The sequence below is a fragment of the Brevibacillus sp. HB1.1 genome (genome assembly GCF_013332445.1).
Classification (GTDB): Bacteria; Bacillota; Bacilli; order Brevibacillales; family Brevibacillaceae; genus Brevibacillus; species Brevibacillus porteri.
In genome coordinates this window covers 197,334-211,010 of record NZ_JABMIV010000004.1, presented here as the reverse complement: position 1 = coordinate 211,010, position 13,677 = coordinate 197,334, and the positions used below count along the sequence as shown (strand labels likewise).

The 13,677-nt window shown below is 45.7% G+C and carries 10 protein-coding genes; all 10 read left to right on the top strand.

What is annotated here, in order from left to right; all coding sequences use genetic code 11:
• Window positions 1–133 precede the first annotated feature (133 nt).
• The 10 genes from HPY27_RS13540 (at window position 134) to HPY27_RS13495 (ending at window position 13,652) form a co-directional block, all read left to right on the top strand.
• Window positions 134–1,276 (top strand): acyl-CoA dehydrogenase, encoded by a 1,143-nt coding sequence (locus HPY27_RS13540; RefSeq protein WP_174225228.1) that lies wholly within the window; start codon window positions 134–136, stop codon window positions 1,274–1,276.
• A gap of 36 nt (window positions 1,277–1,312) precedes the next feature.
• Entirely contained in the window at window positions 1,313–2,455 is a 1,143-nt protein-coding gene (locus HPY27_RS13535; RefSeq protein WP_017252399.1) for an acyl-CoA dehydrogenase, read from the top strand.
• Window positions 2,456–2,626: 171 nt separating this feature from the next.
• Window positions 2,627–3,259: a TetR/AcrR family transcriptional regulator gene (locus HPY27_RS13530; protein ID WP_017252398.1), complete on the top strand. Its 633-nt coding sequence runs from the start codon at window positions 2,627–2,629 to the stop codon at window positions 3,257–3,259.
• A gap of 120 nt (window positions 3,260–3,379) precedes the next feature.
• Entirely contained in the window at window positions 3,380–6,631 is a 3,252-nt protein-coding gene (gene icmF, locus HPY27_RS13525; RefSeq protein WP_174225227.1) for a fused isobutyryl-CoA mutase/GTPase IcmF, read from the top strand.
• A gap of 604 nt (window positions 6,632–7,235) precedes the next feature.
• Entirely contained in the window at window positions 7,236–7,763 is a 528-nt protein-coding gene (locus HPY27_RS13520; protein ID WP_173623321.1) for a TlpA family protein disulfide reductase, read from the top strand.
• Window positions 7,764–7,783: 20 nt separating this feature from the next.
• Window positions 7,784–9,586 (top strand): ABC transporter ATP-binding protein, encoded by a 1,803-nt coding sequence (locus HPY27_RS13515; RefSeq protein ID WP_217437971.1) that lies wholly within the window; start codon window positions 7,784–7,786, stop codon window positions 9,584–9,586.
• A 4-nt stretch (window positions 9,587–9,590) separates the two neighbouring features.
• Window positions 9,591–10,163, top strand: a complete 573-nt coding sequence (locus HPY27_RS13510) for a MauE/DoxX family redox-associated membrane protein (protein WP_174225225.1) — start codon at window positions 9,591–9,593, stop codon at window positions 10,161–10,163.
• A gap of 34 nt (window positions 10,164–10,197) precedes the next feature.
• Window positions 10,198–10,821: a thioredoxin domain-containing protein gene (locus HPY27_RS13505; RefSeq protein WP_174225224.1), complete on the top strand. Its 624-nt coding sequence runs from the start codon at window positions 10,198–10,200 to the stop codon at window positions 10,819–10,821.
• A 468-nt stretch (window positions 10,822–11,289) separates the two neighbouring features.
• On the top strand, window positions 11,290–11,850 hold the full coding sequence (gene rpoE, locus HPY27_RS13500; RefSeq protein WP_017252391.1) for a DNA-directed RNA polymerase subunit delta: 561 nt from the start codon (window positions 11,290–11,292) through the stop codon (window positions 11,848–11,850).
• 206 nt (window positions 11,851–12,056) lie between these two features.
• On the top strand, window positions 12,057–13,652 hold the full coding sequence (locus tag HPY27_RS13495; RefSeq protein ID WP_017252390.1) for a CTP synthase: 1,596 nt from the start codon (window positions 12,057–12,059) through the stop codon (window positions 13,650–13,652).
• Window positions 13,653–13,677 lie beyond the last annotated feature (25 nt).

Below are 13,677 nucleotides of genomic sequence, written 5' to 3'. Positions count from 1 at the left end.
TTGAAGTCCGGTGCTCATGTAGTTCTCTACATTCCGCTCCTCCTTCTTCAGGTTCTCGCCACTTTCTCGGTGCTGAAATGACGACTTTTTGAACTTTTGCTAGAGAGGAACTTTGCAGAAAGGTAGGACGGACATGGATTTTCGATTGAATGAAGAGCAAGAGATGATGCGCCGCATGGTGCGAGACTTTGCCCAGAAAGAGATCGCACCTTTCATCCCTGTGATGGAAGAGACGGACCAGTTCCCGCGTCAGATCCTGAAAAAGATGGGCGAGATGGGGCTCATGGGCATTCCGATCGCCGAAGAGTGGGGAGGAGCAGGGGCGGATTTTATTTCCTACATTTTGGCCATTCACGAGATTTCCAAAGTGAGTGCGACAGTAGGCGTCATTTTGTCCGTGCATACCTCCGTCGGGACGAACCCGATTCTCTACTTCGGTACCGAGGAGCAAAAACGCAAATACGTGACCAAGCTTGCGAGTGGGGAATACCTCGGGGCTTTTGCCTTGACCGAGCCGCATGCAGGTTCTGATGCGAGCAGTATTCGAACCACAGCTGTGAAAAAAGGCGAAGAGTACATCTTGAACGGAAACAAGGTGTTTATCACAAACGGTGGGGAGGCAGATACGTATATCGCATTTGCCGTAACCGACTCTACAAAAGGAACCAAGGGAATATCGGCCTTCATTGTAGACAAGGATACACCAGGCTTCACGGTTGGGAAAAAAGAAAAGAAGATGGGACTGCACGGTTCCTATACGACAGAGCTCGTATTCGATAATGCGCGTGTACCGGCTGCCAACCTGCTGGGGCAGGAAGGGGAAGGCTTCTGTATCGCGATGGCGAATCTGGATTCCGGTCGAATCGGAATTGCGGCACAGGCACTAGGGATTGCCGAGGCGGCAGTAGAGTATGCGACAGAGTACGCGCGGGAACGTAAGCAGTTCGGACAACCGATTGCCAAGCAGCAAGCCATTGCCTTCAAGCTGGCTGACATGGCGACGAAAGCAGAAGTTGCCCGGTTGCTGGTATACCGAGCGGCGTGGCTGCGCAGCCAAGGTATTTCTTGTGGGATGGAAGCCTCGATGGCAAAGCGTTTTGCCACAGACTCCGCGATGGAGCTCGCCACAGAAGCCGTACAAATCTTTGGCGGATATGGCTACACTCGAGAATATCCGGTTGAACGTCTATTCCGGGATGCGAAAGTAACGCAAATCTATGAGGGCACCAACGAAATTCAACGAATCGTTATCGCCAAGCATTTGCTTGCTGATTAAATAGACAGATGAAAAAGACATGGGGGAGTGATCCATATGAATTTCCAACTGACGGAAGAACATGAAATGATGCGCAAAATGATTCGCGACTTTGCGGAGAATCAAGTAGCTCCGACAGCAGCCGAGCGCGACGAAGAAGAGTGTTTTGATCGTTCCATATTTGAGCAAATGGCTGAGCTTGGACTGACAGGCATTCCTTGGTCGGAACAATACGGCGGAGCAGGTGCAGATTACCTGAGCTACGTCATTGCAGTGGAAGAACTCTCCCGTGTGGATGCCTCCATCGGTGTGACACTGTCCGCACATGTTTCCTTGGCGAGCTGGCCGATTTACAAATTCGGGACAGAGGAGCAAAAACAAAAGTTTTTGCGTCCATTAGCAGAAGGCAAAAAGATGGGCGCGTACTGTTTGACCGAGGCGGGATCTGGCTCTGACTCTGCGGGAATGCGCACGACAGCCGTACGCGATGGTGATCATTACATTTTAAATGGCACCAAAATTTTCATTACCAATGCGGGCGAAGCAGAAATCTACATCGTATTCGCGGTCACCCAACCAGAGTTGAACCATAAAGGCATCACGGCTTTCATCGTAGAAAAAGGCATGGACGGCTTCACAATGGGGAAAAAGGAGAAGAAGCTGGGTATCCGTTCCTCGCCAACACTTGCAGTCAATTTTGAAGATGTGCGCGTGCCAGTAGAAAATAGGCTGGGCGAAGAAGGCCAAGGCTTCAAAATCGCGATGATGACGTTGGACGGTGGAAGAAATGGTATCGCCGCTCAAGCATTGGGCATTGCACAAGGTGCCTACGAGCATGCGCGGAACTATGCTAAAGAACGCAATCAGTTCGGCAAACCAATCGCTTCCTTGCAGGCAATCCAGTTCAAGCTGGCAGACATGGCTACCAAGATCGAGGCATCCCGTTTGCTCACTTACCAAGCAGCGTGGTTGGAGGATCAAGGTCTTCCATATGGCAAAGCATCTGCGATGTCCAAAGTTTTTGCAGGAGATACAGCAATGGAAGTAACAATCGAGGCTGTTCAAGTTTTCGGGGGTTACGGCTACACGCGGGAGTATCCTGTGGAGCGTTTCATGCGCGATGCCAAAATTACACAAATCTATGAAGGAACCAATGAAATCCAACGTGTCGTGATCAGTAATTTCCTGCTAAAAGAGTAGGAAACTGTCCAGTCTTCCAACACGATGACACACATAGAAAAGAAAAGTTTGGCTTTGTGCTCTTACTCGCGTATAATGATCTGCGAATGATACAAAAGTAGAGTGTTTGCGCCTTCTTTTCTATGAGGCGTCTGACCAAACGCTCAGTCGGTTGGAAAGGTGGATTTTGGAGTGTCTGACAAGAGAAAAGCGATACCGTCCCTAGTAAAGGACCCAAAACTGATCGAGAGAAGAAGAGAGCAGATTATTGAGGCTGCCGTTCATCTCTTCATTAATAAAGGTTTTCATAAAACGACGACAAGGGAGATTGCCCGAGCGTCTGGATTTAGTATTGGTACGTTGTACGAGTATATTGAGTCAAAAGAAGACGTGCTCTATCTTGTTTGTGATGCCATTCATGCGGAGATGGAGACGCGCTTGCGTGAAGCGATCAACTTCAACGGAACTGGTTTGAAAACATTAAAGATAGCACTAAAGAGCCTGATCCGCGTGATGGATCAGATGAGCGACCGCGTTTTGCTTATTTATCAGGAAGCCAAATCATTGCCAAAAGAAACACTCCGCTACGTGTTGGGGCGTGAAGAAGCCATTTCGCATATTTTCGTCGAAATCCTGGAAAAAGGGATTGCCGATGGTTCGCTGCACATTGACGAAAAGAACGTCAAGCTGATGGCGGACAATATCATGGTACTGGGCGAAATGTGGGTATTCCGCCGCTGGGCATTGAAAAAGCACTATACCATTGAGGAGTACACAGAGAAGCAGATCGCGCTTCTGCTTCGCGATATCAGTGTCTCCGATTAAGAGGAGAGTTTAAAAAGTCAGGGAAACATAGAGTGCCAAGCATACCTCGCGTCTACCGCCTTGATCTGCTTGGCCCTGTTTTTCCTCCTTTTTAAACGTAATTAAAAGGAGAGTGGAACGATGGAAACAGAAGTGTATCGTCCGCAAAACAAGGTTCGCTTTGTGACCGCAGCCAGTCTGTATGACGGTCACGACGCCTCGATTAATATCATGCGTCGTATTTTACAATCGTCGGGAGTAGAGGTCATCCATCTCGGACACAACCGCTCTGTTGATGATATTGTAACAGCCGCTGTTCAGGAGGATGTGCAAGGGATTGCCATCAGCTCCTACCAAGGCGGCCATGTGGAGTATTTCAAATACGTAATTGATCTATTACGCGAGCGGGGAGCAGAGCATATCCGTGTTTTTGGCGGCGGTGGCGGCGTTATCGTTCCACGCGAGATTCGGGAATTGGAAGAGTACGGAGTCTGTAAAATTTATTCGCCAGATGACGGCAGACGATTGGGCTTGCAGGGCATGATCAACGACATGATTAGACGTAGCGATTTCCCAACCGTTAAGCAGCTGGAGGGAGAAGTAGCAGGCTTGCGTGAGCAAAACCATCAGGCGATTGCCCGGCTTATTTCCGTTGCAGAGTACGCAGTGGACCAGCGTGAATGGACAGAACCTCTCCGAGAAAGTTTAGTGGAAGCCGATTCAGCCATTCCGGTATTAGGGATTACAGGTACGGGTGGAGCAGGAAAAAGCTCATTAACTGATGAGCTTGTTCGTCGATTTATTCGCACTTATCCCGAGAAGACGGTCGCGATCTTGTCTGTCGATCCATCCAAGCAAAAATCAGGCGGAGCGTTACTTGGTGACCGCATCCGCATGAATGCCAATTCGACACCGCGCGTGTATATGCGCAGTCTTGCCACCCGCAAATCGGGCATGGAGCTGTCTGCTGCCTTAAAAGACGCGATTCAAGTAACGCGTTCTGCCCATTTTGATCTGATTATTGTGGAAACGAGCGGGATTGGTCAGGGGGATGCGCAGGTTACAGAAGTGTGCGACGTCTCCATGTACGTCATGACGAGTGAATTCGGGGCACCATCTCAGTTGGAAAAGATTGATATGCTCGACTTTGCTGATGTGATCGCGATCAACAAATTTGAGCGTAAAGGCTCAGAGGACGCTCTTCGTGAGGTCCGCAAGCAATATCGACGCAATCATCAGCTTTTTGAGCTGCCGGATGAGAAGGTTCCTGTGTATGGTACGATTGCGAGTCAGTTTAACGATCCGGGAACGAATGTGTTGTTTGCTGCCTTGATGCATCGAATTGTAGAAAAGACTAGCGTTGACTGGTCTGTAGAGAATTTGGATACGACTCCTGTAAAGATTCATAAAACTTCGTTGATTCCGACAGAGAGAATCAATTATTTGCAAGACATTGCCAACACCGTCCGCCAATACCGTGCCTATGCCGAAGAGCAGTCGTTGATTGCACGCAAGCTGTTCCAGTTGCAAGGTGCAAAGGAGACGGTGCTGGCCTCGGGAGATTCGGCAGCTGCCGAGCTGGTGGCGGTGCTTGATAAACAAATCGTTCTCTTTGAAGAAAAGCTGCATTCGGAGTGCCGACGTATCCTAGAAAATTGGCCCAAGCTCAAGGAAGCGTATCGGAAGGATCAATTCGTCACGAAAATTCGCGACAAGGAACTGGTTACCAAGCTGTTCAGCGAATCGTTGTCGGGTACACGCATTTCAAAAGTAGCCGTCCCTGATTACGAGGATTGGGGCGAAATTTTAAAGTGGTCATTAAAAGAAAATGTTCCAGGTGAATTCCCGTATACTGCAGGAGTATTTCCGTTTAAACGCGAGGGCGAAGATCCCAAGCGACAATTTGCAGGCGAAGGTACTCCAGAGCGGACGAACAGACGCTTCCACTTCCTGTCTCAAAATGATGAAGCGAAGCGACTCAGTACGGCTTTTGACTCGGTTACGCTGTATGGTGAGGACCCTGACTACCGCCCGGACATTTACGGAAAAATCGGTACGAGTGGGGTCAGTATTTGCACCCTGGATGACATGAAAAAGCTGTACGCCGGCTTTGACCTTTGTGCACCTAGCACTTCTGTGTCCATGACGATCAACGGTCCTGCACCTATGATTTTGGCCATGTTCATGAATACGGCGATCGAGCAGCAACTGAATGCTTTTGTTCAAAAAGAAGGGCGTCAGCCTACCGAGGACGAAGCAAAACAAATCAGAGCGTACACGCTGTCGACTGTTCGCGGAACTGTTCAGGCAGATATTTTGAAAGAGGATCAGGGGCAAAACACGTGTATCTTCTCGACAGAATTTGCCTTGCGGATGATGGGGGATATCCAGCAGTATTTTATCGACCAGAAAGTACGGAACTACTACTCTGTGTCCATTTCCGGCTATCACATTGCGGAGGCAGGGGCGAATCCGATTACGCAGCTTGCGTTTACGCTATCTAACGGATTTACCTATGTCGAGTACTATTTAAGCCGCGGCATGAACATCGATGACTTTGCGCCAAACCTGTCCTTCTTCTTCTCTAATGGTCTCGATCCGGAATACACCGTGATTGGACGTGTGGCTCGCCGGATTTGGGCAACCGTGATGAAAAATCGTTATGGTGCAAATGACCGCAGCCAAAAGCTGAAGTACCACATCCAGACGTCCGGCCGTTCCTTGCACGCGCAGGAGATGGATTTCAACGATATCAGAACGACCTTGCAGGCCTTGATTGCCATTTACGACAACTGTAATTCTCTCCATACGAATGCCTACGACGAAGCGATTACGACCCCGACAGAGAACTCTGTGCGACGGGCAATGGCGATTCAGATGATCATCAACAAGGAAATGGGACTCGCGAAAAATGAGAACCCACTGCAAGGGGCATTCATCATCGATGAGTTGACTGATCTGGTAGAAGAGTCAGTTATGCAAGAGTTCGAGCGGATCAGTTCTCGCGGAGGCGTGCTGGGGGCGATGGAGACTCAATATCAGCGCGGCAAAATTCAAGACGAGTCCATGTATTACGAAATGAAAAAGCATACGGGCGAGCTTCCGATTATTGGGGTAAACACGTTCATTAATCCGAATGCATCTGAGGACGATTACGAGATTGAATTGGCTCGGGCGACCGAAGAGGAAAAAGAACAGCAAATCATTAATCTCCGGGCATTCCAGGAGCGCCACAAGGATGTGTCTGCGGCTGCGCTGCGGCGTCTGCAAGAAGTGGCTATGGCGGGAGAGAACATCTTTGCCGAGCTGATGGAGACGGTCAAAGTAGCATCGCTTGGACAAATCAGTGGTGCCTTGTATGAAGTGGGCGGCCAATACCGCAGAAATATGTAGCAACAGAGTAATTGGCTTAAAAGAAATCCTAGGGTACGTGGAAAGATTCGAAAATGACACAAGGACCACTTCTTTGTTACGAGGTGGTCCTTGTCTTATTCTAAAATGTAAAACAAGAGTAGAAGTTTAACTTCTACTCTTAAGACTGTAGAGAAACCCCGCTATTTTCGGGGTTTCTTTCATTAGGAAGAAAATTTGTGAATGCAAAACAAACCTCCAGCTCCACATTTCTAGTGGTTTTGAAGGTTTGTTTGGAGAGGATGATTTAGCATCCTAGCAAATTTTTCGTGTATTGCTGGTACCCTCATCCCCTAAATGATTCTTTTTCCTAGCAGCAAGTAAATTTAAGAGGGTTCTGCAAGTTATGTTTTGCTGTCCCCTTTTCTAGAATACAAAACACATTAATGGTGCAGGGAGGATCAATGAAACCGTTTTTAGAATCATTCTTGACACCAATTAACTTTGAAAATTGATCTAACATAGTCATAACCTCCATATTTTTACATTTTTTACTTTCGATTCAATTATAAGAATTGCAACAAAAACTGTCAAATGATATATTATTTACAAATATTTACCAAAATGGAGTTTGAGGGAGGTTTCTGTGTACGTTCTCATTCCACTAACGGTAGCAGTTGCTTTATTCGGCATGCAACTCTATTCATACCGAAAGTTCAGGAATATCGTTACTCTCTTTTCTGTAGAAGATTCTTTTTTTTCACTTCTAAACCAGTATTTTATCGGTGTAAATCTCAAAGAGTCACTTATATTCCCCACGCATTTTTCACAAACACCAACCATTGTCATGTTCGCTGCCCCCTCATGTGATACATGCCATCATGAAGTAGAAAGATACTTAACCCATATCAAGAAAAAAACAACCAACCTTCCTTTCTTATGTGCGGTTAAGCAGGATGATTCTGACTATCAGCACTTTATCGACACATTTAGCGGAAAAATTACGATGGTTCCCGTCGACAAAAAAACCATGAGCGAATTACAAATCATCAACTTCCCAAGCCTGTTTATTGTTGACTCACAGGGGATCATTCGATATGTAGGACGCTCAGTTGGTGAGCTAGTAGACATCTTGAAGCACAAGGAGAAGCAAGAGCTCCACAACATCCAATAAAACTAGAAAAGGTGTTCCTCATGATTGTTCAATCATTTATCAAGCTGTTCACTTTCTTATGGGCACATGCCCGGCTACTTCTCGCGCTTTTAGTTTGCTTAACAATCATGATTGGTTTACTACCAGTAGCCACCCTTTGGCTATCTAAAGAAATGATCAATGAGGTCGCGAAAATCATTCAACTCCAAGTGGGTGATTATCGTTATGCTTTTTTCTTACTCTCACTTCAATTTTTAATAGCGATGGCTACATCTGTGCTTCTCAATATCCAACAATACCTGAATGGAAAGCTTGAAAATGTTTTGGAACTCGCGGCGCAATCACTTGTACTTCAAAAGGTAGAAGCGGTACCGCTTTTCTATTTTGATATTCCCGATTTTTACAATCATTTAGAGAGAGTTCACTTGAATGTGGGCACACGCTTTTTATCACCACTCACGATCCTACTAGAGATCGTTAGAGCCAGCATTACTATTTTCAGTTTCTTGCTCTTTTTGTTTACCGTTCACTGGAGCCTCGTCATTTTAAGTCTGATCGCGGCAATTCCCGTCTTCTTTGTTCAAATTCGGTTTGGCAGTATCAATTATTGGCTCAGATACGGCTTAACCCCCTTAATTCGTGACATACAATATACCAGTTTTTTATTGAAAGATCGGCAGTCAGCCAAGGAAATTCGACTATTTGGCTTAGGTCAAATGCTACTAAAAAGATGGTCAACCTCCATTACCCACCAGTTCACTGAAACATTAAAGGTGCTGCGAAAGCAACAAGCAACGGAGGTCGGCCTAGATGGGTTTACCGCACTTTTGTACTTTGGGACAGCTGGAATTATCATCTGGTTAATCCGTACCACCTCTATGCAAATCGGTGAGTTTGTAGCAATCGGACAAGCTGTGCAGGGAACACAAGGATTGACCAATCAGCTATCTAACCAGTTTGCCAAAATATTTGGAGAGATTCTCTATATAAACGATTTTTTTGATTTCATCGAATATGAACACCCTGAAAAGGATGCAAGGGACGAAGGCTCGGCTCTCTTTCCTGCACCGCTACAACAGGGCATTTTTATAAAAGGATTGTCATTTACCTACGTGAATACGACAAATCCTGTTCTAAGGGATATTCACTTGCACATACGGCCTGGTGAAAAAATCGCAATCGTCGGTGAAAATGGCTCGGGTAAATCAACCTTGGTCAAATGTGTGATGGGGTTGTATCCCATATCACAGGGTGACATTTCCTTCGATGGCCTCAGTATTAGCCAGATCAAACCTGATGATTTACGCAAAAATATGACCGTGATCTTCCAGGACTTCATCAAATATGCCTATACGTTACAAGATAATATTGGTTTTGGTGATACCGAACGAATAAACGATCTAAAATGGATGCAAGAAGTTGCCGCTACAGCTGGCGTGGATCAAATCGTTTCCAAACTTCCAGATGGCTACCAAACCTATTTAAGTCGCTATTTGCAAGAGGGAACCGATCTTTCTGGAGGACAATGGCAAAAAATTGCCTTGGCTCGTGCTCTATTTCGAAATAGTGATATTGTGATTTTAGATGAGCCAACAGCAGCTCTTGATCCCATGACTGAGCTTTCTGTATACCAACTCGTACGAAATCTGACCGAAAATAAAACAACCCTATTTGTCTCACACCGTATGGCTGCCGCTAAAATGGCAGATCGGATTATCGTGATGAAGGATGGTCAGTTAGTCGAGTCTGGAACGCATGATGAACTGATTTCACGTAATAAAGAATATGCACAGATGTATCATGCTCAAGCACAATGGTATGCAACACCAGTGGAAAGCAGGTGAAAAATTGGAAATCGCATCCTTTATCTTTCGCATGATTCTAGCACTGTTGTTTATAAGCTCGTCTGTATCAAAAATCAAAAACAGCACGACTCATGCTTCAATTGTAAAAGACTACAAAATACTGCCTGAACGATCTATTAGATTTTTTGCCGTCCTCGACACTTATTCTGAATTGCTGATTGGATTGCTACTCATTTTCGGGCTGTACTATTCTTGGGCAGCTCTGGCTGGTAGTGGTTTACTACTCCTGTATAGCGTGGCTATTGTGGTCAATTTATTGCGCGGAAGACGAGAAATATCATGTGGTTGCGGTGGCATCATCGGCAATCACAATCTATCATGGGTACTGGTCAGCCGAAACGTTTTGCTCATTGCGATGTGTCTCTGGGTCTATCAAATACCGACCACCTATGGGAATCTCTCATGGGCATTAGAAACAGGGAATTTCAGGACCGTATATGGAGAAGAGTACTGGACGTTAATGATCATCGTATTGTTGTCCACACTTGTGATTCTGATTGGTCAACATCTAGGGAGCATTCGGAAGAAAGTACACGAGCTAGTCGCACAAAAGTAAATATCATTCCCTCACGAAAAAGGAGAGATCCTCTGTGGAAACGTTTATACAATGGTCTGTGATTGCGTTATGGGTATTTGTCATTGTGCAATTCGTCGTTATTTACCTGCTAACAAAACTAGTAGCAGATTTTATCAATAAATTACAAGCAAAAGAAAAAGAACCGAGTGTAGACAACTGGATAGGCTCCAGAGCCCCGGTTCTGATCGATAACAGTCCGTCTGGAACAAGCATTGATTTTACAGAGATGAAAAGCCACTCTACACTTGCACTTTTCACGGCAGAAGGTTGTCCCATATGCCAGCAAATTATTCCACATTTAGAGAAGGTAAAACTACGATTTCCTCAGCTTAAATTACTAGTTGTTTATTCAGGAAAGCTCATTCACGACACTCAAAACCAGGACGATATTCAGTATATCAACTCTTCCATTTCGTTTTCAATGTACCAAATCGATGCCATCCCATCTGCTGTCCTGATCGACAAAAAAGGAATTATCCTTGCCAAAGAATCGATTCCTACCTTTCATTATCTACTGGCATTGCTTGAAAAACATGTGCATATCGAAGCGGACACCTCGGAGTTCATTCCTGCGTCGCTCTCAACAAATCTAGGAGAAAATAAAGCAAATAAAATTGCCCCTCAACCATATTCATGACTGTAGAGAACCTACCATTCATATTTTAAGAATATTACAGTAAATCAACGCGGTGTCGTGTGTAATTATGAAGAGTAGAAGTTAAACTTCTACTCTTCATTATATTATCTATCGTACGTTACTTTTCCAAAATGTTATGTAATAAAAATTTGTATGTCCATTCCAAATGGTCGTTTGTTAGCACTTATCTTAGCCCCCAACAGTTTAATCAGTGGTTGGTATAGGGGTGAGTTCATTATTAAGGAAATTTACGACCATTACCTAATAAAAAGAGTCTCGCTTGTTTGAAAGCCTTGCATTTTCGGCTAAAATAAGGAATACTGTATGTTAGCCTTCGTATGTTGTGCGTTGTGTAATTAGGGATTTTGACATCATTTATGAATGACTTATACAAACCTGCGTCCCCCGAACAGGGCACCGGGTCAGTATTCAAATCAATCGTTTTCATATGGAAAGGACGTGCCCTGAGTGAGTCAATTGTTTGCTCATATTGATTCCGAGAAACTGAGTGAGATGGCGTTAGTTGACATTGCGTATGAAATTTTGCGTGAAACTAACCGCACTTACAACTTCCGCGAGCTGATGAATGAACTGGTTGCAGTGCGCAAGCTGACTGATGAACAACTCATGGCAATCATCGCGCAAGTATACACAGAAATTAACATTGATGGCCGCTTCGTGTGCCTCGGTGACAATGTATGGGGATTGAAACGCTGGTACCCAACCGACACCGTGGAAGAAACCCAAGAGGGTGGCGGAACGAAGAAGAAGAAAATCGTCACGGAAGACGACTTCGACGATTACGATTCCGAAGACGAAGGTGTCGAGGAATACGAGGAAGACGATGTTGTCATCTTTGAGGACGAAGAGGAATTCGTCGACGAAGATTCTGAAATCGAAGAAGAAGAAATCGATGGAGAAATCGACGAGGAAGAACTCGAAGACGAAGATGATGAGATGTTCGAAGAAGACGAAGAGCTTGCGGAAGAGGAATCTGACGAAGAGCTCGACGAGGAAGACGATAAATAGGTCCTTGACTTCCGCTTAAGGGACAGATAAAATACTCCTTGGGCTTCACATGAAGAAGGATCAAATATGGGAAACTATAAAACAAAAGTGCCCCTACCCCATTGCTTTACGGGATAGGACTCGCTTTTGTTTTTCTTTTTTTTTGGAGCCGTCTTCATTCGATTTTTATAACAACTTAAGGGTGAGGGAAAGAGGGGACGTTAACGATGACGAAGTATATTTTTGTGACAGGCGGGGTTGTATCCTCGTTGGGAAAAGGAATTACAGCGGCTTCTCTGGGCCGACTCTTGAAAAATAGGGGTCTGAAGGTAACCATCCAGAAGTGTGACCCATACATCAACGTTGACCCGGGAACGATGAGTCCGTATCAACACGGGGAAGTTTTCGTAACGGACGATGGTGCGGAAACAGACCTGGACTTGGGCCACTATGAGCGCTTTATCGATATCAACCTGAGCGCTAACTCCAATATGACAACTGGTAGAATTTACTCGACTGTCATTGCCAAAGAACGCCGTGGCGACTATTTGGGAGGAACCGTTCAAGTTATTCCTCACATCACGAACGAAATCAAAGATCGCATTTTCCGTGCAGGTCGCGAAACCGGGGCAGATGTAGTGATTACCGAGATCGGTGGAACTGTTGGGGATATCGAGAGCTTGCCATTCCTTGAATCCATTCGCCAGATCAAAAGTGACATCGGTCGTGAAAACGTCATGTACATTCACGTAACCCTGGTACCATATATCAAGGCAGCAGGTGAAATGAAAACCAAGCCTACGCAACACAGCGTGAAAGAACTGCGCAGCTTGGGTATTCAACCAAATGTGATCGTGACACGTACCGAGCAACCGATGACGCAAGAAATGAAAGACAAGTTGGCTCTGTTCTGTGATATCGATAAAAACGCGGTAGTGGAATGTATAGACGCGGACAGCCTTTACGATGTACCACTGCAATTGCAAGCACAAGGGTTGGACGATTACGTATGCCGTCACTTGGGTCTGACTTGCCAAGAAGCGGATATGACAGAGTGGAAATCGCTCGTATCGAAAATCAAAAACCTGTCCAAAACGACTACCATTGCAATCGTTGGTAAATATGTAGAATTGCATGATGCGTACTTGTCCGTAGCAGAAGCGCTGTACCATGGTGGCTATGCGAACGATTCCAAAGTAGAAATCAAATGGGTACACGCGGAAGAAGTTACGCCAGAAAATGTTGGCGAACTGCTCGGTGATGTAAATGGTATCCTCGTACCAGGCGGCTTTGGCGATCGTGGTATCGAAGGTAAAATCATCGCTACACGCTATGCTCGTGAAAATAAAGTGCCATTCCTCGGAATTTGTTTGGGTATGCAAATCGCTGTGATCGAGTTCGCTCGCCACGTAGCGGGTATGGACGGCGCAAACAGCTCCGAGATCAACCCGAATACAGCATATCCGGTTATTGACCTCTTGCCAGAGCAAAAAGATATCGAGGACAAGGGCGGTACAATGCGTCTGGGTCTCGGTCCAACCAAAGTGGAAGAAGGCACGCTGACTGAGGCTGCATACGGAAGTACCCTGGTTTATGAACGTCATCGTCATCGCTATGAAGTGAACAACGAATATCGTGATCAATTGGCGCAAATGGGCTTGCGTTTTGCGGGTACAACTCCAGATGGTCGACTGGTTGAAATCGTGGAAGTTCCAGAACATCCATGGTATGTAGCGACACAGTTCCACCCAGAGTTCACATCCCGTCCGAACCGTCCACAGCCATTGTTCCGTGACTTCGTGAAGGCTTCCCTGAACAAATAACATAGTTCCATAAATAAAAGACGCA